Origin of the sequence: Microcystis sp. 49638_E5 (genome assembly GCF_021300285.1) — a bacterium.
GTDB lineage: Bacteria > Cyanobacteriota > Cyanobacteriia > Cyanobacteriales > Microcystaceae > Microcystis > Microcystis aeruginosa_C.
In genome coordinates this window covers 1-25,854 of sequence record NZ_JAJTDH010000028.1, presented here as the reverse complement: position 1 = coordinate 25,854, position 25,854 = coordinate 1, and the positions used below count along the sequence as shown (strand labels likewise).

At 45.2% G+C, this 25,854-nt stretch carries 22 protein-coding genes and 3 pseudogenes; 11 read left to right on the top strand and 14 right to left on the bottom strand.

Annotated features, from left to right (window positions below):
- Positions 1-13: 13 nt before the first annotated feature.
- Entirely contained in the window at positions 14-1,162 is a 1,149-nt protein-coding gene (locus LW728_RS09810; RefSeq protein ID WP_287666845.1) for a helix-turn-helix domain-containing protein, read from the bottom strand.
- A 251-nt stretch (positions 1,163-1,413) separates the two neighbouring features.
- Here LW728_RS09810 and LW728_RS09805 point away from each other — a divergent pair, with 251 nt between their 5' ends.
- The 3 genes from LW728_RS09805 (at position 1,414) to LW728_RS09795 (ending at position 5,050) form a co-directional block, all read left to right on the top strand.
- Positions 1,414-2,508 carry a fatty acid desaturase family protein gene (locus LW728_RS09805; RefSeq protein WP_287766494.1) on the top strand — a complete coding sequence of 365 codons (1,095 nt, stop codon included), beginning with the start codon at positions 1,414-1,416 and terminating at the stop codon, positions 2,506-2,508.
- Positions 2,509-2,675: 167 nt separating this feature from the next.
- The gene (gene pgsA / locus LW728_RS09800) at positions 2,676-3,191 is read left to right on the top strand and encodes a CDP-diacylglycerol--glycerol-3-phosphate 3-phosphatidyltransferase (RefSeq protein WP_287666839.1); all 516 of its coding nucleotides are present in this window, start codon (positions 2,676-2,678) and stop codon (positions 3,189-3,191) included.
- 152 nt (positions 3,192-3,343) lie between these two features.
- Positions 3,344-5,050 (top strand): calcium-binding protein, encoded by a 1,707-nt coding sequence (locus LW728_RS09795; RefSeq protein ID WP_287766492.1) that lies wholly within the window; start codon positions 3,344-3,346, stop codon positions 5,048-5,050.
- A gap of 288 nt (positions 5,051-5,338) precedes the next feature.
- Here LW728_RS09795 and LW728_RS09790 read toward each other — a convergent pair whose 3' ends face one another.
- The 4 genes from LW728_RS09790 to LW728_RS09775 form a co-directional block, all read right to left on the bottom strand.
- Complete coding sequence (locus LW728_RS09790) at positions 5,339-7,591, bottom strand: PBP1A family penicillin-binding protein (protein ID WP_287766490.1); 2,253 nt, start codon at positions 7,589-7,591, stop codon at positions 5,339-5,341.
- Between the two features lie 108 nt (positions 7,592-7,699).
- Positions 7,700-8,224 carry an acetolactate synthase small subunit gene (gene ilvN / locus LW728_RS09785; RefSeq protein ID WP_002732118.1) on the bottom strand — a complete coding sequence of 175 codons (525 nt, stop codon included), beginning with the start codon at positions 8,222-8,224 and terminating at the stop codon, positions 7,700-7,702.
- A 366-nt stretch (positions 8,225-8,590) separates the two neighbouring features.
- Positions 8,591-10,210 (bottom strand): ABC transporter substrate-binding protein, encoded by a 1,620-nt coding sequence (locus LW728_RS09780; RefSeq protein ID WP_287766488.1) that lies wholly within the window; start codon positions 10,208-10,210, stop codon positions 8,591-8,593.
- A 682-nt stretch (positions 10,211-10,892) separates the two neighbouring features.
- Positions 10,893-11,432: a pentapeptide repeat-containing protein gene (locus LW728_RS09775; protein ID WP_002775354.1), complete on the bottom strand. Its 540-nt coding sequence runs from the start codon at positions 11,430-11,432 to the stop codon at positions 10,893-10,895.
- Positions 11,433-11,501: 69 nt separating this feature from the next.
- Between LW728_RS09775 and LW728_RS09770 the strand changes: the two genes are divergently transcribed.
- Positions 11,502-12,119, top strand: coding sequence for a DedA family protein (locus LW728_RS09770; protein WP_002799867.1), 618 nt, complete (start codon positions 11,502-11,504; stop codon positions 12,117-12,119).
- 412 nt (positions 12,120-12,531) lie between these two features.
- Here LW728_RS09770 and LW728_RS09765 read toward each other — a convergent pair whose 3' ends face one another.
- The 3 genes from LW728_RS09765 to menB form a co-directional block, all read right to left on the bottom strand.
- Positions 12,532-13,338 carry a TylF/MycF/NovP-related O-methyltransferase gene (locus tag LW728_RS09765; RefSeq protein ID WP_287766486.1) on the bottom strand — a complete coding sequence of 269 codons (807 nt, stop codon included), beginning with the start codon at positions 13,336-13,338 and terminating at the stop codon, positions 12,532-12,534.
- Positions 13,339-13,456: 118 nt separating this feature from the next.
- Complete coding sequence (rbp, locus tag LW728_RS09760; protein WP_002799864.1) at positions 13,457-13,759, bottom strand: RNA-binding regulator; 303 nt, start codon at positions 13,757-13,759, stop codon at positions 13,457-13,459.
- Positions 13,760-14,013: 254 nt separating this feature from the next.
- Positions 14,014-14,847, bottom strand: coding sequence for a 1,4-dihydroxy-2-naphthoyl-CoA synthase (menB, locus tag LW728_RS09755; RefSeq protein ID WP_043997593.1), 834 nt, complete (start codon positions 14,845-14,847; stop codon positions 14,014-14,016).
- 187 nt (positions 14,848-15,034) lie between these two features.
- Between menB and LW728_RS09750 the strand changes: the two genes are divergently transcribed.
- A complete protein-coding gene (locus LW728_RS09750) occupies positions 15,035-15,220 on the top strand; it encodes a type II toxin-antitoxin system HicB family antitoxin (RefSeq protein WP_287766484.1) in 186 nt (61 codons plus the stop codon).
- 22 nt (positions 15,221-15,242) lie between these two features.
- Here the strand turns inward: LW728_RS09750 and LW728_RS09745 are convergent, their stop codons facing one another.
- Positions 15,243-16,193 carry a glycosyltransferase family 2 protein gene (locus LW728_RS09745; RefSeq protein WP_287670883.1) on the bottom strand — a complete coding sequence of 317 codons (951 nt, stop codon included), beginning with the start codon at positions 16,191-16,193 and terminating at the stop codon, positions 15,243-15,245.
- Between the two features lie 104 nt (positions 16,194-16,297).
- On the opposite strand from LW728_RS09745, the gene LW728_RS09740 reads away from it, so the two are divergent.
- Complete coding sequence (locus LW728_RS09740; protein WP_002799857.1) at positions 16,298-16,915, top strand: serine O-acetyltransferase; 618 nt, start codon at positions 16,298-16,300, stop codon at positions 16,913-16,915.
- On the opposite strand, the gene ispD is transcribed toward LW728_RS09740, so the two are convergent.
- The 4 genes from ispD to LW728_RS09720 form a co-directional block, all read right to left on the bottom strand.
- Positions 16,910-17,590 (bottom strand): 2-C-methyl-D-erythritol 4-phosphate cytidylyltransferase, encoded by a 681-nt coding sequence (gene ispD, locus LW728_RS09735; RefSeq protein ID WP_287766481.1) that lies wholly within the window; start codon positions 17,588-17,590, stop codon positions 16,910-16,912. The two genes, LW728_RS09740 and ispD, sit on opposite strands and share 6 nt — an antisense overlap.
- Before the next feature lie 184 nt (positions 17,591-17,774).
- On the bottom strand, positions 17,775-18,182 hold the full coding sequence (locus LW728_RS09730; protein ID WP_287670887.1) for a DUF1824 family protein: 408 nt from the start codon (positions 18,180-18,182) through the stop codon (positions 17,775-17,777).
- Positions 18,183-18,589: 407 nt separating this feature from the next.
- Positions 18,590-19,480, bottom strand: coding sequence for a hypothetical protein (locus tag LW728_RS09725; protein ID WP_287670888.1), 891 nt, complete (start codon positions 19,478-19,480; stop codon positions 18,590-18,592).
- 10 nt (positions 19,481-19,490) lie between these two features.
- A complete protein-coding gene (locus tag LW728_RS09720; protein WP_002799848.1) occupies positions 19,491-19,994 on the bottom strand; it encodes a hypothetical protein in 504 nt (167 codons plus the stop codon).
- A gap of 269 nt (positions 19,995-20,263) precedes the next feature.
- Here LW728_RS09720 and LW728_RS09715 point away from each other — a divergent pair.
- The 5 genes and pseudogenes from LW728_RS09715 to LW728_RS09695 all read left to right on the top strand — a co-directional run bounded on the left by LW728_RS09715 (position 20,264) and on the right by LW728_RS09695 (position 25,633).
- Positions 20,264-21,458, top strand: a pseudogene (locus LW728_RS09715) (IS4 family transposase).
- A 524-nt stretch (positions 21,459-21,982) separates the two neighbouring features.
- A pseudogene (locus LW728_RS09710) lies at positions 21,983-22,117 on the top strand (ISKra4 family transposase); the annotation flags it as partial.
- Between the two features lie 367 nt (positions 22,118-22,484).
- Entirely contained in the window at positions 22,485-24,320 is a 1,836-nt protein-coding gene (locus tag LW728_RS09705; protein WP_287670890.1) for a fatty acyl-AMP ligase, read from the top strand.
- A 58-nt stretch (positions 24,321-24,378) separates the two neighbouring features.
- Complete coding sequence (locus LW728_RS09700; protein ID WP_287670892.1) at positions 24,379-25,353, top strand: acyl-CoA desaturase; 975 nt, start codon at positions 24,379-24,381, stop codon at positions 25,351-25,353.
- A gap of 4 nt (positions 25,354-25,357) precedes the next feature.
- Positions 25,358-25,633, top strand: a complete 276-nt coding sequence (locus tag LW728_RS09695; protein WP_002799842.1) for an acyl carrier protein — start codon at positions 25,358-25,360, stop codon at positions 25,631-25,633.
- 122 nt (positions 25,634-25,755) lie between these two features.
- Here the strand turns inward: LW728_RS09695 and LW728_RS23165 are convergent.
- Positions 25,756-25,854: pseudogene (locus LW728_RS23165) on the bottom strand (IS982 family transposase); the annotation flags it as partial.

Below are 25,854 nucleotides of genomic sequence, written 5' to 3'. Positions count from 1 at the left end.
ATCTCCTAACAGATTAGATTTGAGTTAAGTAGGACTGACAAAAATATTTTAGATAAGCATCGATCTCTTGTTTTTGCCGAGATTCTAATTGAATCTCATTTAACAAAATAGGGCAATCTTTGCCTTCCCTTGCACAGAGTAGCTGATAAATTTTTTTACATAATTGGGTTATTTCTCGACTAATAGTAGATGAATGAACTCCCAATCGATTAGCGATCTGTGCTTGCGTCATCTTTTGATGATAGTAACAATATGCAATCTGTTTAACTTCATCCTCAAGAGTGATTAATAACTTATTAATATCTTCCTGGATTTCTTGCTGTTGGAGTAAATCTTTACTTGGCTTCTGACCGGGGAGATTTTCCCAAAAGTAATTGCTATTATCGTCATAATTATTAAGCTCAAATCTAGAGTAAGAAGGATCGATATGATTACGCATTATCTCCCCTATTTGATTGAGTTTTGCTTGCACTTCCTCAACGGTGAGAATAACTTGCGGTTGTAACTGCTGCAAGCGATCGATTACTTGTTGCCAATCCTCCTCTTGCCACTTATCCAATGATCTAAGAGAAGCTTTTTTTACCTCTCGAAAACAGTTAAATATTAGCAGATGATTCTCGTTAAAGATACCCGATGTTCGTAAAACTTTTTGAATTTTATTTGCACTAAAAAGACTGACTATACCGAGATTAGTCCTGCCGATAGTTTTATACTCTCCTCGCAGGAAATTATAGAGAGTATTTCTCAATTTTTTATCTGTCCATTTTCCCAAGATTAAGCGAAAAAATCCTGGTTTGGTCTTTTGATCCTGAAAATTACCGTAAAAATTGCTAGGATTATTAATGATTGCCGTAGAAAGCAAATTCAGCAAATAGTAGAATAGGGTTTCATAATCAGCATCGATCCGATGGCCAACATTTTTATAGACCCTTTGAGTTACCATAGAGGAGCGATATTGTAAAAAAACCATCCAATGAGACTTGACTAATTGGTTATTAGGCTCATTCTGTAACCATTGCCACAGATAAAGATATACCGCTTCATCATCGGCCACGCTTCGAGCGATCGCATTGATCGATTTTCTTAATTGTGGCACTTCGCACCAGAAAACTCGATCGCCTTCAATCGCTTTAATAGTAGTATAAAAGTACCTAACGCTCATTTCTATCACCGGCTACAGGTATCTGATATCTGATTAGGTAAAAACCGAGGATTTTCTGCAAGAGTAGCAAACAAATTGAGCGATTGCCTTGCCAAGCGCACCTCTTTCTCTGACAATAGATGAGGGACAGGGACTGATGAGAAATTATCAGTTATAGTGAGACAGCCTTAGCAAACCAGTACAAGACTCATAAATTCACTCTGAGCTGCCACAAATAGCCGTCATATCAACTTCTAGGACAAAAATTAGGAATGCGAGTAACTTTTACTGAAAATCAGGGTTTTAGAAAGGAATTGAATAAACGGGTTGATGCTTATTTTACCGAAAACGGCATCCCCACCAGAGATAATTTTGCCATGTACCTGAAGACGATCACGATTTTCACTTGGGTAATTGCCGCTTGGCTGTTTGTGCTTTTTGGTCCGGATATCTGGTGGCTAAAAATTATCGGTTGCATGGTTTTAGGAGGAGGATTAGCAGGGATTGGTTTTAGCATTGGTCATGATGCTAACCATGGCAGCTATTCTAGTAAAAAATGGGTTAATTCTCTCATGGGCATGAGCTACGATTATATCATCGGTACTTCCAGTTATCTCTGGCGTTTTCGTCATAATTATCTCCATCATACCTACACCAATGTTTTAGGGTACGATGTGGAAATTCACGGCGATGGTGTGGTGCGAATGACTCCCCATGCCGAGCATAAATGGTACCATCGTTATCAACATTTATTTATCCCGATTATCTACGCTATAATCCCTATCTATTGGTCATTCTCCGATGTGCGCTCTATCCTCTTTGGTCATCGTTTTGGCGAGATTAAAATTCCCAATCCTAAACCGATCGATCTATTCGTTTTATTGAGCGGAAAAGTTGTTTATCTCTTTTGGTTTATTGGCATTCCTCTCTTAGTTGGTTATAGTCCCCTAGAAATAGCGATCGGTTTTCTCATTACTTTTATGACCTATGGGGTGCTTGCCTGTCATGTATTTATGTTAGCTCACGTTTTGGAACCCGCCGAATTTATTCAACCCTCGGAAACCAACCAAATCGAAGACGAATGGGCAATTTTTCAAGTGCGAACTACCGTGGATTTTGCCCCCCAAAATGCTTTTTTAAATTGGTATTTAGGGGGATTAAATTATCAAGTAGTCCACCATCTGTTCCCGCAAATTTGCCATATTCACTACCCCAAAATTGCCCCAATTTTAGCGGAAGTTTGCCAAGAATTTGGCGTTAATTATGCCGTTTATCCCACCTTCTGGGGTGCTTTAACTTATAATTATCGTTGGCTCAGACAATTAGGCAATAAACAAAGTAATTTCGATCTCAAATTAGCCAGCTAAATATCAGTTATCAGTTATCAGTTATCAGATGTAAGTTATCAGATGTAAGTTTTAAGTTAATTAGTTAGTTAGTTATCTTTATCTTTATACCTGTTTACTGTGTACTGTTTACTGATCACTATTTACTGGTCACTGATCACTGTTTAATGTTTACTGATCACTGAAAAATGAACCTACCCAACTCGATTACCCTATCGCGACTCTTGGGACTACCATTAATTTTATACTGGTTGCATCAAGGCACAGAAATCGATCGCTGGTTAAGTTTAATTATCTTTCTGATTGCTGCCAGCACCGATTGGCTCGATGGTTATCTAGCGCGAAAATTCAATCAAATCACCGAATTAGGTAAATTTCTCGATCCTTTGGTCGATAAATTGCTGGTTCTCGCTCCCCTCTTAGCTCTGATTGAAATGGATTTAATTGCTGCTTGGGGAGTATTTTTGATTCTCGCTCGCGAATTAGCGATCGCTGGTTGGCGCATTAATCCCAATTTAACGGGAAATAGCGACATAAAAGGGGCTAATTGGTGGGGAAAAAGCAAAACAGTCAGCCAGATTATCGCTATCGCTCTCTTAATTGCTCCCTTGCCTTCTGAATATAATTTAATTGCTCAGTTCGCTTTTTGGCTATCGGTGACATTAACTTTAATTTCTGGTGTGATTTATGTCACGCAAAATTGATAAAAACTTGACCAAATGTAAAATAACGAACATTAGCAATAATTTGCGGAGACAAATCGAGAGAATGGGGTTGCATTTTTTTTCTTAGTATATAATGGTCGGAGGGACTGTCAAACTCTTCAGATTCAAACAAATCATTCAAAGGAAAAATCATGCCAACTGTAACTATATCATTCGCTAACTTCACCTCTCCTGTTAATTTCAGTGGTGCTATGGATAGTTTTGTTCGTGATTTGCTGGACATCTATACTAATAGCCCCATTTCTATATCAGGACCAGGCATTACCATTACCCCCGATAATCTCACTCCCCAGGGCCTTTTATCCGACAACGTTACTACAGCGTGGAGAATAACCAACTTGGGCCCTGCTGATAGCGCAACCCTTTCCCAGTACGGTGGAGGCTTTTCTCAGTTATTTTCCCTGCCAGCAGATAGCCTTACCTTTGTTAGAGGTGGGTCTGCCGGCACTTATCAACTAAGCGGCGGTATTGTTAACACGAAAGCGTCGGGTACGGAACAAAATGGGATATGGAAACTCCTCGCCGCCGATTCCTATTTCATCACAGGTAGTGACTTCGACGATACTCTCACCGGTGGCGCAGGAGCCGATACCCTAAGTGGTGGAGGGGGAAACGATAGCCTAACTGGTGGAGGGGGAAACGATAGCCTAACTGGTGGAGGGGGAAACGATAGCCTAACTGGTGGCGCGGGAGTCGATACCTTCAACGTCGCCGCCGGCACCGACACCATTTCCGATCTTGGAAACGGTGTCGACATCCTGCTTGTCGCCGCTGGTGCCACGGCGAATGCCACGGCGGTAGCAGCCTGGACCGCCACTGCATCGACCAGCAACTCAGGCACTGCATCGGTCACGGCGAGCGGCTTTAACATCAACGTTGCTTCAGCGACTGGTACATCGGGATGGACGCTCACCAATAGCGGAAATGCCACTGCTGTCACCCTGACTGGCTCCGCTAACGCAGACACTCTCATTGGTGGAACTGGTGCCGATACCCTAGTTGGTGGCAATGGCAACGATAGCCTAACTGGTGGTGCTGGAGTCGATACCTTCAACGTCGCCGCCGGCACTGACACCATTTCCGATCTTGGAAACGGCGTCGACATCCTGATTGTCGCCGCTGGCGCCACGGCGAATGCCACGGCGGCAGCAGCCTGGACCGCCACTGCATCGACCAGCAAATCAGGCACTGCATCGGTCACGGCGAGCGGCTTTAACATCAACGTTAATTTAGCGACTGTTACATCGGGATGGACGCTCACCAATAGCGGAAATGCCACTGCTGTCACCCTGACCGGCGGCGGCCAAGCCGATACCCTAATCGGTGGAACTGGTGCCGATACCCTAGTTGGTAACGCTGGCGCCGATAGCCTAACTGGTGGCAATGGCAACGATAGCCTAGTTGGTGGAACTGGCAACGATACCCTAATTGGTGGCGCAGGGACCGATACCCTAATTGGTGCAGCTGGCAACGATACCTTTGTATTTACCAATCAAGACAGTGACTCAATAACATCCTTTTCTGTCTCTGCCTCTATTAATGGACCCGACGTCTTTGCAATTACCTCTAGTGCTTACACAGGCGCTCCAGTACCAGGTGCGGCAGTTGTTAGTACAGCGGCAGTCGCTGCCAATGCTGCTAACAGCATCGTCGTCGATACTTCAACCGCTATCACGGGCTTAATGGCAAATAAATCTAACATTCGTTTTGCCTACGCCACCGATACAAGGCAGTTCTTGTATGACACTGACAGTAACTGGTCGACGCCCAACACCCTCATTGCAACAACTACTAACACGCTTATTGGTTTAACTGCTGCTAACTTCGCCTTCATTTAATTTCCTTATTTGAATACACAGATACTGGGTGTATTAGCTAGGGCTAAGACACCCTTATTACTGTGAACCATTTAAATTGTTAGTTGAGATGAGGCAAGAGGCAAGACCCCCCGATGTCGGGGGGGTTGGGGGGATTCCACTAATCTTAAGGATAGACGGTTAAAATGGGTCTGAGCTCCCAATCGATCGGAGGGCGCAAGCTTTGCGCCCCTACAGTAACGGATTTTGTCCACAATGTAGGGGCGAACTGCGTTCGCCCAAAAGGTACATTATCAAAGCGCAAGTCCCTTAGTTTTCTGTGGTGATTAACTGACGGTGATAATCGCCCCATAACTTCGCTGCCTGTTGACTACTGCCGGAAGTGGGAGAATTGTTATCATTCCCTAACCAAATACCTGTCACCCAGTCGCGACGGGGAAGATAACCGATAAACCAGAGGTCCACATAATTATTAGTAGTTCCCGTTTTACCCGCTTCTCCCATGCCAACACTAGCAGCACCTCCCGTACCATTAGTTATCACCCCCCGCAAGAGGCTATTCATCGTTTCGGCCGTTTTAGGGGAGATTACCTGCTGATTTCTCTCGCTATCCTCGCCATAGTCATAAATAACCCGACAGGTACTCAAATCCTCCACATTTTCACAGTCGGAAGCGTCGAGAATGCGTTTAATAGCGTGGGGACGATTCCAGCGCCCACCGTGGTCAAAAACCCCATAAGCGCCGGTCATTTCTAAGACATTTACCTCGCTTTGCCCTAAAATTAGCCCCGGTACAGGATTTAAAGGTGATTTCACCCCCAAACGTTCCGCCACATTGACCACATTACTTAATCCTGCCTCGCGAGCAATGCGAAGGGCGACGCTATTTTCCGATTGCGCTAAACCTTGAAACATATTGACCCCCCCGCTACTGCGTTCACAGGGAGAATAGGCCTGTCCTTGCCAAGAGAGTCCCGCGCAGGTATAGATTTTATAGGGCGATATTCCCTTTTCTAGGGCGGCAGCATAAGCAAATACCTTAAAAGTGGAACCGGGTTGACGTTTAGCTTGGATAGCGCGGTTAAATTGGCTTTTTTGATAATCAACTCCCCCGACTAAAGCGAGAATTTCCCCGGTTTGACTGTTTAAAGTAACTAAAGCCCCTTGGGAGTAACGATAGCGGGGTCCTTGGTTTAAGACATTATTTTTTAAGCTTTTTTCTGCGATCGCTTGCAGCCGGCGGTCTAAACTGGTTTCAACAATAAAATTGCCCTCTTTAGCCACTTCTTCCCCTAAAAGGTCCTGTAATTCCTCGAAAACGTAACTATAAAAATATGGTGCAATCGTACTAGATAGGGATTTTTTGGCTTGGGGACTGATTTCAATGCGGGATCTGCGAGCGCTGGCGGCCGCTTCTGGGGAAATCATGCCTAATTGGGCCATGCGATCGATGACACGATTGCGTAATTGTACGGAAGTGTCATAATCTTGAATAGGATTAAATAAATTCGGGGCGGGTAACATAGCCACAAGGGTGGCAGCCTCGGAGATATCTAAATCTCTAGCGGATTTATCAAAATAAAAGCGGGCCGCATCTTCAAAACCGTAACCGGCCAGACCGAGATAAACTCGATTGAGATAGGTTTTGAGAATTGTATCCTTACTATACACCGCTTCTAATTGTAAAGCGACCACAGCCTCCCGGAGTTTGCGATCGGCAGTATTTTGGCGACCGACTTCGGGGAATAAACTACGGGCCAACTGTTGAGTCAGGGTACTGGCCCCTTGACGAATGCCCCGACCTTGCCAATTAATCATAACAGCCCGGACAATCCCCAAAGGATCAACGCCAAAATGCCAGTAAAAACGACTATCTTCGGAAGCGACAACCGCCTTGGGCAAATAGGGTGAAAAATCCCCCAGATTATCTAATTCTTGGTGAGTTTCCTGTCGAATGGGATTGAGGGGAGTTTGACCATCCCTAGCATAGACGACCACCGGACCTCTCACCCCGGAAGGGAGTGGATAAACATTAACTTTGCGACTTTCCCAGATAACCGCTAAAACTAATAAACCGAAAATACCACCCGCACCATAGAAACCATAGCGCAAAAGTCGCACCCACAGAGGAGGGGGACAGTAATAGGAGATGGTGACACAATTGGCTAAGTCTGGAGGGGCCAGGGTAAAGATATCACCATGACGCAGGGAAACGCTTTTCAGACGACGTTTACCCATATAAACCCCGTTAGTGGAGTTTTCATCTGTGAGCAGGAAATTATGGGGATTTTTCGGGTCACGCTGCAGGGAACAATGAATCTGACTGACCACGGTATTACGGATAGTAATATCACAGGAACTGGAACTGCGGCCTAACAAATAGCGATCGCCGATAAGGGGATATTTGCTTTCCCCACTGCCATTCTCGTTTTTAAGGCGTAATTCAGGAACTCTCGCCCCTTTTTTGAGATTTACCGCCTGAAAATTCACCTTTCCTTGCAATTTCTGCACGGCAACGGTGACAATTTGACTAATTTGGGTTTTCGGCGACTGGTTAGACATAGTTTTTATCAGTTATCAGCTTTTTAGCCATCAGCCATCAGCCATCAGGAGTCAGGAGTCATACTAAATCCTGTTTAGAAGGTATAGGGGAGTTCATACCCAACATCCCTAAATTGACATTTTAGCCTCTAAAGCTTTCAGGTATTCCGTATTGACTCCCGACTCGCGAATCAGAGCAATTTTACCGGTACGGGCCACCTCGCGAACGCCAAATTTATTCAGCATTTGCATAATCGCCACCATTTTACCCGGATCCCCCACCACTTCGATGGTCAGGGTTTCCTCAGAAATATCCACAATCCTGGCCCGGAATACCTGCGCTAATTCGATCACTTCTGCTCGGCGCTCGGCGGTAGCATTAACTTTAATTAGCATTAATTCCCTTTCCACGCAAGGGGTTTGGGTGATATCCTGCACCTTGAGGACGTTAATTAATTTGTAAAGTTGTTTGGTTAACTGTTCGATGCTGTCCTCGTCTCCTGGTACTACCATCGTAATCCGAGAAACTCCCATCTGTTCGGCAGGACCCACGGCCAGACTTTCAATATTAAAGCCCCGACGGGCGAATAATCCAGCAATACGGGTTAAGACTCCCGCTTCATCTTCAACTAATACGGATAATGTGTGTTTCATGGCGATCTAAGTAGGTAGGCGTTAAAAGTTGTCAGACACCCCCCTTATTAAGGGGGGATTAAAGGGGGGACTAAGGGGGGATCGGCACCCCCCTTATTAACTTATCAAGGGGGGCAGGGGGGATCCCCCCGCCTATCGGCACCCCCCTTATCAAGGGGGGCAGGGGGGATCGAACCTAAAATCCATTTTTAATTTAATTATAACCAGCTACTTATCTACACAACCTATATTTAACTATTGTAAGACAGGAGGCAAGGCCAGAACAGTTTGTCTTCACCTCACGACGATAAGAAATTTTAACAGATAAAACCCCCCTAGCAGCAGGGCGAGCCGGGGAGCAAAAGCTGACGGCTGACTCATAATTCATTATCGGGATTTTTTGGCAATTGTCCAGAAGGGAAAAGTTTGACTGGGATTGATGATAACTCCCGTGATGCCATGGCGAGCAAAAGCGTATTCTTTGGTTTGCCAAAGGGGAATATAGGGAACTTCATCGGCGAGAATTTCCTGAATTTTGCCAAAGATTTGCTTTCTTTTGGCTGGGTTACTTTCCTGACGGGATTGAGCGATTAATTGATTCATTTCTTGACTATAAAAAAATGAGCCTTGACTTTGCGATCCTCCTTCTTCGCAGCCAGTTTCTGGAGAACCTTTAGCACAATCTAAAAAGGGATAAATATAGTTATCTGCATCCAAAAAATCGGGATACCAATTAGATAGAGCAGTGGTATAAAGTCCCTGGCTAATATTACGGAAAAAGGCCGCTCCTAGGATACTATTGGGTTCAAATTGAATCATATTATCTAAATCCCGTTTTGCTAGGGCTTTCATCACTGCCGCCACGCTGCTGGAAGTGATCGATCCCGAGGAGTGCCAAACTTCTACAATTGCTGGTTTTTCTGGACTATAACCAGCAGTTTTTAGTAATTGTTTAGCTTGCTCTATATTATGGTTGCCATAGCGCTCTTTAAACACCGGTTGTGACTCGGAAAAAGTAGTAGGAATCAGACTAAAAAGAGGGATGCCTTGACCTTGTAAAATGCGATCATTAAGTAAATCTCGATCGACTAGAGAAGCAATTGCTTGTCGCACTAAAATATTATCGGTGGGTTCACTTTTGAGATTGACGCTCATAAAGTTAATTGCTGCCCCAGAAGATTCGATCGCTTGCCATTTTCCCTGGGCTGCTTCTGTGCGTAATTTTCTCACTTGAGGAGGCAGTAAAGATTGATAGGCAATATCCACCGCACCCGTCTGAAAACCGTTAAATAAATTGGCAGGATTAGAGAGATAAATTTGCACATTAACTCCCTTATTTTTGGCTGGTTCTCCCCAATAGCGATCAAATGCTTCTAAACTAAAAGAATCGCTAGTAACCGCTTTTAATTGATAATGTCCTGTGCCGATAAATTCTTCGGGTTTAAATTTACCCTCGCCAATTTGATAAAATTTGGGTGAAACCGCACAGGCTCCGGGATAAGCTAAAAGAGCAGGAAAAGCGGCAAAAGGTCTGGTTAGTTTAATAGTAATTTCGTCTTCTTTTGTAGCGGTAATTTTATCAATTGTATCCCGAAGAAGAAAAGAAGGTTCACCACCATTTTTGATAAATCTTTCTAGGGAAAACTTCATCGCCTCCGCGTTAAAAACCGTGCCATCATGAAAAATAACCCCTCGACGGACTGGGATAGTATAAGTCAAACCATCGGGGCTAATTTGGGGCAATTCCGTGGCGAGGAGAGGCTTTAAATTAGTGGTTCCTTCGGCGTAGGTGTAGAGAGTTTCACCGAGATTATAAATAATAAAAAGTCCTGCTAACTCATAACTATCGGCAGGATCGATCGAGCGTGGTTTTAGGGTTGTCCCGATCATCAGGCGATCGCTATCCCTTGGTGGTAAATTGGAATTAGTGGACTGACAGCCCACGATCAGAAGAAGACAGAGGCAAAATAAACTTAAATAGCGGTAAAGTCGGCGTAAAGGTCTCATCGATGGCGATTAACGGCAGCTAGGTATCAATCAATCCTATCATTTTTGAGCATAATCTTTTCCCCCAGGTTCCCTTAAGTAAGTAGGTTGATTACTTAATTGGTTGGGGAAAATTCTTCAACAGCCGGACTGATTACCCGGACAATTAAATTAAATTTTCCGGTCGAGGATGGCAAAAACTTGATCAATTTGCACAAGAAGAAGACTTAGGGTAGAAAAGGGGTTAAATGGTTCAGAATAGCTGGAGCTATGGAGGCAGATAAACAGGGAAATGGTCAAGATTTTTAAACCTAGAGCAGGTTCCAGCAACTAATTAGAAACTCATCTTCTTGGCTCTTCTAGGTTCTGTGTGATAAGTTTAACTTACTCTATGATCGATCGATCTTTGTGTCCTTTGTGTCTGGAGTGGTTCGCCCCACTCCCTGCCCCAAGACTGTATCTTAGAATACATTTTACCCACCAAACCGGGGAGAGCCTCTTCTTTTATAAACCTCTTGCATAATTAATTTTTTCAGAGTTCAAAAACGGCAAAAATAAGGATTAAATGGCATAAAGTCTATAAATAGACCATTTAACTGATTATTATTCATTCTTAATTCTCCTGACTACTGACTGCTGGCTACTGACTCCCAACCCTAACAACAATTTTTGATTTTTACAAGAGGTCTTATCCATCAGCCATTCAGGTTAATCCTGTCCCTTCTAAACAAGCTCGATCGAAAATTGCCCCCGTGGTTACTGCCGAGGCTAAACTAGCACAAAGAAGATTGGCATCAGTAAAATTTGTTCCGCGTAAAATCGCCCCGAAAAAAATTGCTTCCTCTAAATCGGTTGCCGACAGATCTGCCCCGGACAGATTAGCGCTAGTAAAATCCGCTTGGGTTAAAATCGCCCCGACAAAACTCACTCCCCGGCCATCGACACCGCGAAAATCCGCCCCGGACAAATCTAGATGATTAAAAACCGCCCCGGCTAAAAAAGCCCCGGCCAAACTTGCCCCGGTCACGATCGCATCGAGGAGAATTGCCCCGCGTAAATCGGCATTACGAAAATCTGCTCCCCTTAAATTTGCCCCAGTCAGGTCAGCACCGCGTAAATTTGCGCGTAAATTCGCCCCTGCTAGGTCTGCACCCGCTAAATCAGCCCCTGCCAAATTCATGCCCGCTAAATCTTTTATCTCACCCTGACGAATTGCTAATAAATCAATACTGGGAAAAGTCATGTTCAGCCACGGTTAAATCCTGTAAAAATATCTTAGAATATTCGTAAACCTTTGTTAAGAAAGCGCTCCATGTCCCTAGAGCTATTATCCCTAGAAAATATTGAAGAAATCGCCCACCAATACGGATACTGGGCAGTATTTATCGGCATCACCCTCGAAAATATGGGGATTCCCATCCCGGGAGAAACCATCACCATTGTCGGCGGCTTCCTTGCCGGTAGTGGTGATTTAAACTATTGGTTAGTTTTAGTCAGCGCAATTACAGGAGCAGTTTTAGGCGATAATTTTGGCTATTGGCTCGGTCGCGCTGGGGGTTGGCCGTTTTTGTTAAAAGTTGGCAAATTCTTTCGGATTCCCCCCCAAAAACTAGAATTAGCCAAGGAACAATTTAGTAAAAATGCACCCCGGGCGGTCTTTTTCGGTCGCTTCGTGGCCCTGTTAAGAATCTTTGCAGGTCCCATGGCGGGAATTGCCCGAATGCCCTACGGTCGTTTTTTCCTCTGTAATCTGGGTGGAGCGACGGTGTGGGCGACGATTATGGTGACATTATCTTTCTTTTTAGGCCGTTTGTTCCCCTTGCACCAGTTAGTTAGTTCTATGGCTCGTTTTGGTATCTTGGCTTTAATTATCGTCCTGGCCTGGACAATTCTCCACCCCATCCTTGAGTCACGGAAAACGGCGGTTTAAGGGGATGACGGGGAGCTTGTGCGTTTGTTGCGTCGGAATATCGATTGGTTGTGACAGATTCCCCAACTACCTAGGGTATGCTGAAAAATTCCTAGGCTGGGGTCAGGAGTCGGTCGTCAGTAGCCGGTCGTCGGGAGGGGAAGTCAGAATAACAGAATGACCTCGCACGTCTGCAAGTGGAACCCTTCCCAATCGAAGAGCGAAAGTGCAAGGGTTTTGAGTCCCCATTGCCATTTCTCAACGTTTGTTTCTGGGACTTTTTTAGCCGCAAAAGTCCCAAAACCATTTTATAGCAAGCCTTAAACTGATATTCAGCCAACCCTAAATAGGATTTGGTTCTGTATTTACCCCCGACACATCGGATATTCACAGGCAATTTACGGGTACAGACGAACGGATATCTTTGCGTCTGTTAGCCTTTTTTCGTCAAAACGATGAAATGTCCGTATCGAGTATCCGGGATCATGTACTCGTAGACCTTTTCCCGATCATTTTTATCTTGAATAAATTCATCTACGGCCGTCTTCACGCCCGAAGAAAAGAAACCGTAATCATCGACGATGATAACCGCCCCAGGGGAGGTGAGCGGGTGGAGGAACTCTAATACCTGTTTGATCGGTTCGTACAGATCGAAATCCACATAGGCGAAAGAAACCCTCGCGGGTAAATTTTCCGCTCCCTCGAGGATTCGATCGAAAAATCCTTTGTGAATTACATAGCGATGTTCGGGAAAAGAAATCTTCCGTAATCGCTCTAGAACCATTCCCTCACGGCATCGCATTTTTCCCCTATAGGCTTCCATATTCCCCAAATCGAAAATATCGTGGAGCAAGCGATCTTTTTCCGAGGGGGCGGGCAACCCTTCAAAGGAATCGAATAGATGTAAGGTCTTGTCCGTTCCAGCGATTTCATTGGCGATCAGCGCGGAGGTTTCTCCCTGCGCCACACCGAACTCGCACACATCGCCCTCTACCTCCCGACACCGGGCTAAACCCTGCACGAGATAATAGGCCTCTGACGGAGGTGTGCCGAGCAATGTGGTTAATAGATGCAGACGAAGATCGTTAGGCTCTATTACGGGGTCGGATTCGTTGAGCCTCCCCTCGTAGGCCTGTGCCAGATTGGCGAAATTATCGAACCAGATCGGCAGCTCCGATGTGCGGTGGAGTGGTTCATCCTCGATCGAGGACGAGGTCAGAGCAATGGATTGATCATTCATAGCTGTTACCCATTTAAAATGGGTATTAGGATGTTAGAAAAGAGACGCAGATTTATTAATTATCGATAAGAAAGCGGTTATCAGAAATAACCGCTTCTGGAATTTTCCAAGAATCTGTTTAACGTTCGCGGCGCCCGAAGTTTTTGCGCTCACCGCCGCCACCACCACCGAAATTGTCTTCCTTGGGACGAGCTTTGTTGACTTTCATCTGTCGTCCCATCCATTCGGCCCCGTCAAGAGTTTCGATCGCTTTTGCTTCTTCCTCATCGGAGGACATTTCCACAAAACCAAAACCGCGCATTTTACCCGTTTCCCGATCTACGGGCAAGTAAACGCGACTAACTGTGCCGTATTCAGCGAATACCTCTTTCAAGTCATCTGTCGTGACATCATAAACCAGATTACCAACGTAAATCGTCATGGATTGTCTCCCAATATCACAGCCATTTCGAGAAGGAGATCGGACACAACCCAGTCAAGGCCATCAGGGAAAAACCACTTCTGTTTGAAACCAATGCTGCTACCGAACCTAACTACTCTCTCTAAACTAGCATAGCTTATCAGTGATCGGTGATCAGTGATCAGTAGGAGTAGGGAGTATTAAGTGAGCAGTATTACACGGCGGTTTTCTGCTTTCTTTTCACTGATTACTGTTCACTGTTCACTGCTCACTGATTAGGGCAGCCAAGGATATTGACTAAAATCGGGGGGACGCTTTTCGAGGAAAGCCTGTTTACCTTCGGCTCCTTCGGCGGTCATATAGTAGAGTAAAGTGGCATTACCCGCTAACTCCTGTAAACCCGCTTGACCATCACAATCAGCATTAAAAGCCGATTTTAGGCAGCGAATCGCCAAGGGACTTTTTTCGAGAATTTCTAAGGACCATTTAACCCCTTCCTGCTCTAATTCCTCTACCGGGACGACATGGTTAACCAAACCCATTTCTAACGCTTGTTGGGCGTTATACTGCCGACAGAGAAACCAAATCTCGCGAGCTTTTTTCTGACCGACTACCCGGGCCAGATAACTAGAGCCAAAACCGCCGTCAAAACTGCCCACTTTCGGACCGGTCTGACCAAAAACGGCGTTATCCGCCGCTAAGGTTAAATCACAAACCAAGTGTAAAACATGACCGCCCCCGACCGCATAACCTGCCACCAGCGCGATAACTACCTTGGGGATGGAGCGAATTAATTTCTGTAAATCCAGCACATTGAGCCGGGGTACGCCATCATCGCCAATATAACCCGCCTGACCGCGCACCGTCTGATCGCCGCCAGAACAAAAAGCATATTTGCCGTCGCTGTGGGGACCCGCACCCGTGAGCAATACTACCCCAATGCGGGCATCCTCGCGAGCATCACAGAAAGCGTCGTAAAGCTCAAAAACTGTCTTCGGACGGAAGGCATTACGCTTATGGGGGCGATTGATGGTAATTTTGGCGATTCCCCCCCATTTATGGTAAAGAATATCCTCGTAGGTTTTGACGGATTGCCATTCAACGCTCATAGTCTCGGTTATAGGCACAGCTTTTTTACCTTACCTCATTTTGTCGCCCACTTTGAAGCCTGGAGCGCCCGAAGAGGGGAATGGATAGTTGACCGACAAGGTTTAAAGCTGATTCTCTTATTGATATTCTCTGAGTATTGATTGAAAATATATTGATACTATTTGCTAACTTTAAAGAGCTAAAAATATGAGTACAATTAATAAAACTAAGCTTGAATCATTAGAGTTTTATTTGTGCTTAAAATATCCAATAACAATTTGTCCTGATGATGAGGGGGGATATGTATCAGAAATTAAGGATATTCCAGGATGTTTCACTCAGGGAGAAACCATAGAGGAAACCTTAATCAGTGAACTGAAAACTCATATCTGATAACTGATAACTGATAACTGAATTAAAGCCATTCGATTTCTTTAGCTTTTTCGGGTAATTTAGCCGTGGTTTGTCCTTGGCTGCGGGACTGAAACCCAATTAAATCGAGGGGAGTAGCCAATAAATCTACTATATCAGCTTTACCAAACAATAACTTGAGAGTATTTTTTGGTAGCTCTTTTAATAACCAACGACCGAGAGTAAAAAATAACTCTTGATTGGTTAAAGGTCGCATCAATTCCACACCATACAATTCATGAAGATAGCGATTTGATCGCCCATAACGTTTTAATTGACTTCTTAAGTCTTCTAAGGTGGAACGATGACGATGGTAAATAATTGCCTCCGGTGCGTAGGTTAATTGCCAGTCGGTTTGTTGTTGAATACGCCAACAGATATCGGCATCACCACCGGTAGTTAAATAAGGACGAAATAAACCAACTTTTTGAAAAGCTTCTCGACGAATAGCGAGGTTAGCAGTTTGACCGTAGGGACAAAAAGAATGTTCTAAAAGAAATTTTGGTGACATAAAGTGACGACGTTCCGCATACTTTTCCAACCAAGTGGAACCAGTTAAGGCGGCAATTTCACCCGCTACCAGACCGATACTACTATCTTTAAAGGGTTGAACCAGTTCTGTCAACCATTGCGCTGCGGGACGACAATCGGCATCGGTGAAGGCCAGAAAAGGATAACGAGCGCTTTTGATCCCTTTGTTACGAGCAGCGTAGGAGCTTTGTATATGATTTTCGCTTAAAATGATCAGGTTCAGTCCCCTGTGTTCTTGTGCTGCCTTTCCTAATAATTCTCCCGTGCGATCGCCACTATTATTATCAACTAAAATATATTCAACTAATTGACGGGGATAGGTCTGTTTGGCTAAACAATCAATGAGAGGGGGTAGATCTTTCTCTCCGTTATAAATTGGCACGATCACGGATACTTCGGGCAAGAACTGCAAGGTAGTTGACATCGTTGGAGTCCAATAAACGGGGGACGGTTGAACTATTCGCTACAATACTACTATAATCAAGAGCAACAAAAAGCAAGTCTATTGTCACTTATTTTAGACCAACGATGAAAAGTTTCTTCCGAAAATTATTTTTCTATGTGGGTATTCTTTGGCTCTCACCTTTAATCATTGCTTTTCAGGTAGCTAATAATCGAGAACTTATCTTAGGTGATGTGCGGCGTTGGGTAGAGTTATTAGGCTGGGAAAAAAGAGCAGATTGGTTACAATTCTTAGCTCTGTGTCTAGAGGCAAAAGAATTTAGAAATTTATATTATTGTCGTCTTTTTCAAGGTGGTTCATTCAGCCGTTTTTTTATGTATATTCTTAGGTTTTTCTATCGAGAAAGTTCCTACTTATTTCTAGATTCTTCCTGTTCGATTGGCAAAGGATTATTTATTCAACACGGTTTTAGTACGATTGTTATGGCGGATTTGGGCGATAACTGTTGGATTAATCAACAGGTAACAATTGGCTATAAAGATAAAAGCGGTCGCCCCAAAATTGGCAATAATGTCAGGATTACCGCCGGCGCTAAAGTCTTAGGAAACATTACCATCGGTGATAATGTCACCGTGGGCGCAAATTCAGTGGTAGTCAAAGATGTTCCCCCTAATTGTGTAGTGGTGGGTATTCCCGCTCGTATTATTAAACGGGACGGCGTTAAAGTAGATGAAAAATTATAAACGTTGACTTAAAATATATTCGGCAATTGCCAGATCTCCGCGGGTAGTAATTTTTAAGTTAGTTTCTTCACCGACGACAATTTTGACAGGAAAACCACATTTTTCTAATAAGGCGGCATCGTCGGTGACTTCCCAAGCTAATTTTCGGCCCTGTTCATGACATTCTTTTAATAATTTTACCTGAAAACCCTGGGGCGTTTGGGCTGCCCACAACCGCGAGCGATCAGGTGTATCCTCAATCCAGCCCTTGCTATCGACAATTTTAATCGTATCTTTCACCGGAATCGCCGCAATGAAACCCTGACAAGTGGCTAAAGCGGCGGCACAGCGATCGAATAATTCGGGAGTGGCTAAACATCGCGCCCCATCGTGAATTAAAACCGTCTCAGCCCCCTCTGGTAGGGCTTGTAAGCCATTGTAAACCGATTTTTGTCTGGTTTCGCCTCCTTGGATGATTTGCACGGGTTTAAGGGCATTTATGGCGGTGATAATTTCTCGGATATCCTCAAAGTCTTCCGGTTGTGCCATAATCCCAATCCAGATAATTGCCCTGGATTCCATGGCAGCCAGCAAAGTCCAAGTCAGGAGAGGTTTTCCGTGCAGGGTGAGCAGTAACTTATTGCGATCGCTGCCCATCCGTTTACCCATTCCCGCTGCTGGAATTAACAAATACATATTTTTTTCAGGTAAAAAGTTAAGAATTCAGTGGACAGGAGTGGGGAGCTTTTTGCTGGTTAAGTAAGTGGTTTCAATATATCCCCCCTTAATCCCCCCTTGATAAGGGGGGTGCCGATCCCCCCTTAATCCCCCCTTGATAAGGGGGTGCCGATGATTGTTAATCGCTTCAATAACCCCAAAACTATGCCTCTTCAGAGAATAAATCGAGGGGAAAGTGACCATAAGTACCGACTAATTGATCATTTTCTGATTGACAAGAAACCAGGACACCGCGATAGGTTCCCGTATAGGAATCGAGATAGGAAGCTTGTCTTTGGGTATTATATTTAATATACACCGCTCCCAGTTCTGGCTGGTCTTCTGGGAGAGTATTAGGTAGGGGGTATCCTAGGGCTTGTAGATAACTTTTTAGGGCTTTAAATCCCTCTTCATTGTTATCGGCACAGATACCTAAATTAATTGATTCCGAACCTTGGTTAACTAATAAAATTGCCTGTCTTAGAGCTTCTTCTTCTTCAGAAGATTGGGCAATTTTTAGTTTAATACATCCATATTCTTTTAGGAGTTTCAAGGCTTCTTCAATAGACATGAGCGGTTATATAGGCGGGGCTAAAGATAAAAAATAAGCTGGTGCTGCTGTCCTTAACGACAAATTCCCAAGGAAAAAAGCCCTAAATCATGGAGATTTGGAGATAGGAAAATTTTGCATTGGTCTTAATCGTAAGCCTGGCAATCCCGATCATATCAGGTTAGGGACAGGAAAATTTATCGGACTTGTTCGATCGCTCCGGGTTGTGCGGGCATTTCACTCACCGCTTTTTGATAGCCGAAGTAAGAACCTATAATAATTCCAGCACCAAAACCAATCCCTAGGTAAGGCAAAATTACACTGAGGGGAAAAGAGGAGTGTCTCTGATGAGATAGAGTCTCAGCAGCTTCAGTTAACTCCTCCCGTTTCTCTAGGGCTTTTTCTTCGGTTGTTTCAGAGTCTTCCAGTTAAATTTCCGCCACGGCTCTTTCGATTAAACGACGAGCCAGGGTTTGAATGCCAGTATGTTCATAGTAATTAGTCGTCATATCGAGGAATGCCCCGACATATACCAATTTATCGGCAGAAAAGTCGATAAATCCCTGGATTTTGCTCAATAATCCCTGCTGGCTCAAACTGCGATCGCTGACAAAACCACTCATCCAACCTTTAGTGGAGTCGAAACTTTGACCGATAAAGTCTAATTTTCTGGCAGTATTTCCCCCCGGAATCAATTCTTTAATACTGCCGAAAGTGGAGTTAGATTCTAATTCTTCCGGCCTGAGAATGCTCAGGCTCGATTCCACTTTGCGGATAAAACTGCCCCCCAGAGGGATTAAACCATCCAAACAAACTAACGCCGCCATCCGCATCAAGGATTCGCCGCTATAATCTCCTAGGGAAGCGACGAAATCCCCGATACTATCCCCCGGAATGCCATTAATTTGACAAAAAGCGACTAATTCGGTCACTAATTTCAGGGTTAGATCGATGGTTTGCGCTTTTTCGGGAGCAGGGGTTAATCTTTCGATTAAACCGCCCATGAGGGGAATTTTACCACCGACGGCATTAGCAAGAGAGGCGGCGGCTAGGGCATTATCGGCGCTGTCGATGGTTTGGTAGAGCCAAAGCGCCCGTTGATAGCCCTGGGATTTATCATTAAACAACCAAACGGCTCGATCGCCAATCTGTTGGATCATGCTTTCGTCGGTTTCACCAGTGACTTTGATAATCGTATTTTTAAACCCGACTAGGTTATCCCACTCTCCCGGCACCACATAATCAAGGGTTTTGAGAACTTTGACGGTGAGATTATTAGTCGGTAATTCGTCCACCAGTTCAAAAATTGGCTTACTCACGGATGTCTCCTTACTTTAATTTTGCTAGACCATCTAAATCGAACTTAGCTAACCAAGCTTGGCGATCGCTGGCGGTAAAATCCGCATCCCGCGATAAAACCTTGACTTGATAGCGATTATTGACTAAAACGGCGGTGGCGGTTGCACCCTGTTTCACAGAGGGAAAACCTTTAATCGTGGTTTGACTGTCTTGGAATTTATTGGCCGCCGCGGGATTATTGCTAATGTCAGATATGGCTAACATAGCCACAACTTTGCCATTTTGCTTCAGTTTTGCCTCGGCAAAGCCTTTTTTTTCCTGGGTATAGACGCGCTCGTATCCTCCCCCAGAAGGCGGGAAAAACCGATTAAAACTGCCGCCAGAGGTGGATTCTTTCACCACTGCCGCCGCCCCGCGAGCGGTACTTTCTTGTTGCGCTTGGTCAAATTGTGAGGGAGCTTTAGCACAGGAGGTTACTAGCAAAAGTACCGCTAATACCCCTGCTATCAAGATTTTGCCAAATCGAAAGCTCATAGTTCTCTTAATTAAAACTTACTAATGTTTGTTTGTAGTATATCTCTCGCTTATTGCTGATTATTGTTAAGTTTTTCTAGATTCTCTCACACCAGACCGAAAAAAAACAGAAAATCAGCAAAATTCGAGTCAATAACTAATTTTTAGGAGTACATCTCAATATTACCTCAAGGGGTGACAAAGAGGTTTAAAGGTAGGCAGGATAAAGACTCTAGCCAAATGTCCCCCAAAGAAATAGAGTGGTTATGGCAACCACTCAAAAATTTAAAATGTTACCATCATTCTATCAGGCTTGTTTACAAGCTAATCTGAGCGAAGCACAATATCTTACCCTGCAAATCCTCATACTGCTCTTACTCTCGTCACAGAACGGTACAATTAGAGAGATTAGCTGCCCTATTTCCTCAACCAATTACCTTTGAAAGCAGAAGAATAAATTTACAGAGGTTTCTTAAGTTACCGCAATTAAGGGTGAAATTGTTATGGTTTCCGCTAATTAAACACATTATTAAGCAAGAGTTTAGCCGAAAAAATAAAAATCGACATCAAAGAAGAAAACTGAAAAAACTTAGGCATCTAGGACATCTGTTATTGGTAATCGACAGAACGGATTGGAAAGGAAGAAATTTATTTGTAGCCAGTGTTATTTGTGGAAAAAGAGCCTTACCTGTGTACTGGATATTGCTAGATAAAAAAGGAAGTAGTAATCTGGGGGAACAAAAAAAATTTCTGAAGCCTGTGTTAAAAATCTTAAAATGTTATCCAGTCGTCGTGATCGGTGATCGAGAATTTCAGAGTGTTCAACTAGGAAAGTGGCTAGACGAAAAGGGTATAGCCTTTATTATGAGGCAAAAGAAGGGAACATCTTTGCTGTTATCAGGTGAAGACAAATATCAACCTCTAAAAGCTCTGGATATTCCACCAGGGACTGAGCAGTTTTTCTCAGGAATTTATTATACATATTCTCATAAACTTGGACCTTTTAATTTGGCAACTCGCGGTCAGAGACGCTATCGTAGTAAACAAGCCGAAGCTCCCTGGTATCTTCTTACTAATCTTGACTCTTTAGAGAAGACTTTAAAGTTATATGAATCTCGTTTTGGCATTGAAGCTATGTTCAAAGATTGTAAAACGGGAGGTTATAATATCGAGAAGACTAAAGTTAGTGAACCTCGCTTTTTAGCTCTTGTTTTATTGATTGCTATCGCCTATTCTTTAAATACGATACGGGGTCAAGAACTCAATATTTTACCCCACCGTGTTTATATTTGTCGCCTCAAAGAATCTAGTCGTTCTGCTGAAAGACATAGTGATTTTTGGATAGGTACTTATGGTACTTTTTGGGTTGAGTCGATGGATACTTTCTCGGAACTTGCCTTTTCTTTGATCCGCCTCAAACCCCAGAAAAACCCTTATTTCTCCAAAGGGTTAACGGCTATGAGCCTTATAAAGCAAGCTTTTTAACTGTTCTGTCACCCCTTGAGCAATATTACAGAAATATCCACTGCCGAGAAATTATCGGTTTTCAATTAATACAAATGTATGAACAACCGCGTGTAAGCATCTCGCGTTTGCGGGTGCGATTTGTTTCTAGTCCAAGAATAGCCTAAATCCCTGATAGGGTAGGGCGTAAAGCTAGGGTGGGAATGGTAGAGAGAAAACCACAACTACCCATAACTGATAATTGGATGTAGGTAGGGCTGGCTGAATATCAGTGGAAACCCTGCTGGAAAAGGGTTTTGGGCTTTTTTTCCAGAAAAGTGTCAGAAACAAAGGTTGAGAAATCGAGCCGAGGGACTCAAAACCCTTGCACTTCCGCTCTTTGATCGCCAGATAAAATTCAGAAACTAAGCGACTAAACTACAATTTTACCAACTGTGTGGCTTCTGGATTCGCTCTGGGAACTTATTCAGCAAATTATAAGTATAAATACTTATTTCTTGGGTGAGATGATCCCTCTCATTAGTTCCTGTAGGATGGGAGCATCTGGTTCTGGCTCTGTTGAATCTCAAGTGAAACAAATTGGTTTTTGTCTTAAAATTACTGGTGCAAGTTGGAATTCTGGCAATGTACCGCAAGTCCTCCGTCATCGCTGTGCCTATCCGAATGGTTCTCTTTTTTAACTTCTTTATTTACCTCATTAACTCCATGTGCAACTAATTTTTTAATCTTGATTTACAACTGACGGTGCGCTCATTTTCCACATATAGTGTTTTTGGATTAAGCTATCCACTGCCTGTAGTGGCATAAGTTGAACTAATACCACTACGGGTAGGTTTGATCAGTCATTGAAACACTACCTATAGTGATTCCCGAACCGAGAGTACAAGGCTTTCAGAAATCAGCACAATCAGATTAACGTCTAGAACTCTGATTCTGTAGTTCTGAGTTGCACATTTCGTTTATTATTAAGCATAAATGCTTATTGACAATATGAGATGATGCCTGTAAAGTCGCGGACAAAATAATCAGGCGTTGCCGAATCAAGGTATGAATGCTAACTGTGCATCGTATGCAAAAGTTAGTTTCGGTCGAGGTTTTAAACATCCCACAAAAGAAGCGATGATGATTCATGATTCTTTAACTATCATACATATTCTCCGCGAACGAGCGGAAAAACGACCCCGAGAGCGAGTGTATACTTTTCTGGCCGATGGAGAAACCGAGTCGAGCCATCTGACCTATGAGAGTTTAGATCGACAGGCGCGGGTGATCGCTGGTGAACTTCAGAAAAGAACCGTCCGTGGCGAACGGGCCCTGCTGCTTTACCCTGCGGGACTAGAATTTATCGCCGCCTTTTTCGGATGCCTGTACGCTGGAGTGATTGCGGTTCCCGCCTATCCTCCCCGGGCTAATCGCTCGATGAACCGACTCCTCTCGATTACCTCCGACGCGCAGGCTACCGTCATCCTGACTACGGCATCCCTACAACCGACGATCAAACAGTGGTTAGCGCAGACTCCAGCCTTGAGTGAAGTGAGTTGTCTAGCCACCGAGATCCTCGACGAACGGGGAGCCGAGGACTGGGGAGAGGTCGCCATCGCCAGTCAGGATCTAGCCTTTCTCCAGTATACTTCTGGTTCGACGGGAACGCCCAAGGGGGTCATGGTGAGTCACGGCAACATCGTACACAACTCGGAGTCGATCCGGCGATCCTTTGAACTGACCCCAGAAAGTGTCTCGGTGACTTGGTTACCCAGTTTTCACGATATGGGCCTGATCGATGGAGTCCTGCAACCGGTCTACACGGGATTTCCTGCGGTGATTATTCCCCCGGTGCACTTTCTCATGCGACCGATGCGCTGGTTACGGGCGATTGATCGCTATCGAGCCACCCATTCCGGCGGCGCGAACTCGGCCTACGATCTCTGTACCCGCAAGCTCTCCACACCGGAGGCGGAATCACTGGATCTGAGCAGTTGGCTCAGTGCTTATAACGGTTCCGAGCCAGTACGACGCACCACCCTAGAACGGTTTACCGCTAAATTTGCAGTCAGTGGATTCCGCCCGCATTTCTTCTATCCCTGTTATGGTCTCGCCGAGTCCACGCTCATGGTATCCGGCGGTCGGCTCCCCGCTCCTCCAGTCTATGTGCGGGTGCGACCAGAAGACCTACAGGAAGGTCGGATCGTTCCGAACCCCAGCGAGGGGCTAGATTTGGTGGGTTGCGGACAAGCCTGGCTAGAGACAGAGATCGCCATCGTCGATCCAACCACCCTAACCCGTTGTCCATCGGGGCGGGTGGGCGAGATCTGGGTAGGTGGGGGATCGGTGGCTCAGGGCTACTGGCAGCGTCCTTCCCAAACGGAACAAACCTTTCAAGCCTACTTAGCGGACACTGGCGAGGGGCCTTTCCTCCGGACCGGCGACCTAGGTTTTCTTGAGGATAACGAACTATTCGTCACGGGACGGATCAAGGATGTCATTATCCTCATGGGTCGCAATTACTATCCCCAAGATATCGAACTCACCGTCGAACAAAGTCATCCCGCCCTGCGGCCAGGATTGGGGGCCGCCTTCGCCGTGACCGGGGAAGACGATCGGGAACGGCTAGTGGTGGTTCAGGAAGTGGAGCGTAGTTATCTCCGGGGTCTTGATCGCCAAGCGGTGATCCGGCAGATACGGGAGGCGGTCGCCAGGCATCATGATTTACAGGTACATAAAGTGGTGTTGATTAAAACTGGAAGTATTCCCAAAACTTCGAGCGGTAAAATCCAACGTCACGCCTGCCGGAAACAGTTTCTCTCGGGAACCCTAGAGGAGATCGGACAGGAGAAAGAAACTTCGAGCCCTTCTCCCGAATCCCTGGCGGGATTAGAGGTCTAATAACAGTGTAAACAGCAGATTTGCTATTAGAAAACTTGAATGTAAACAGGAGCGGAATATGACAGAAGCCGTCGAAAAACTGCCAGAAAATCCCCCGCCGCTCTCGGGGAAATCGCCGAGAATCACCCTGAATAACCCCCGTTTAGTCTCAATTCAGCGCACTAGAGTACTGCTATTCAATCTCCTCGCTGTCGGGGGATGTCTGGGCTCTCTCTTTCTAGTCTGGCGCGGGGAGGTGAGCGCTCTCGATATCGGTCTGCTGGTAGGAATGTATATTCTGACCATGACTGGAATTACCGTCGGCTATCACCGCTATCTAGCCCACAAGGCTTTTGAAGCCCATCCCGCCGTAGCGGCGAGCCTTACCGTTCTCGGCGCCATGGCTGGTCAGGGGCCGCCAATCTACTGGGTCGCCAATCACCGACGACATCACCAGTACAGCGATCAACCGGGTGATCCCCATTCGCCGCACTTTCAAGGAGAGCGGGCTTTGAAGACCCTACCTGGTCTCTGGCACGCCCATCTCGGCTGGCTCTTCGACAAGGAGATCACCAACGCTTCCGTATTTGCGAAAGACCTATTGAAAGATCCCGCAATCGTGAAACTCAATCACCGCTATATGACTTGGTTGATCTTGGGATGGGTGATCCCCGCATTGATCGGCGGGATCGTGACCGGTACTTGGTGGGGATTGCTGTCAGGATTCTGGTGGGGAGGGATCACCCGACTCTTCCTATCGATGAACGGGGGTTACGCGATCAATTCCATCACCCATGTCTACGGGAGTCGTCCCTTTCAGACAAGGGAAAAAAGCACTAACCAGATGCTGGTCGGAGTTCTGACCCTAGGAGAAGGATGGCATAACAATCATCACGCTTTCCCAAACTCGGCTAAATTCGGTCTGGAGTGGTGGCAATGGGACTTCGGGTATTGGGTGATCCGGGCTCTAGAGAGCGGCGGTGTGATCTGGGGGGTGAAAGCCCCGTCCTCGGAGGCGATCGAGGCGAAAAAATCCACGGTACAGGAGGTTTAAAACCATGCTTGAACAACCGAATCTATCTACGCTCCCCGCAACGGGAAAAACCGAGCGGGAAATCCAAGAATGGCTCATCGCCTATCTAATCGATTTTCTGGAAGTGGCAGAAGACGATATTGATCTCGAAGCGTCCTTCGATAGTTACGCGCTAGATTCTACCGCCGCCGTTAGTATGACCGCAGATCTGGCAGATTGGTTGGGCTACGAACTAGAACCGAGTCTCTCCTGGGAGTATCCGAGCGTTCGCGCTATGGCTAGATATTTAGCGAGCGTGTAGTGTTCCCCACTTTCCCCTGGCGCTCGGACATCGCGAGCCTTCCCCCCAGTTTATCCCCGCCACCAAAGATTTCTATGAAAGTTTCTGAGCCGCTCGAACCCGCTAGAAAACCCCAGTTCGGGTTAAGCAGCGGGGGGTAAAGCCCATTCCATCTTCAAGGAGGGTTTTTTCGGCTGGTGACAGTAAGCAATCAAACCACAGAGAAGATTAACGCAAAAATT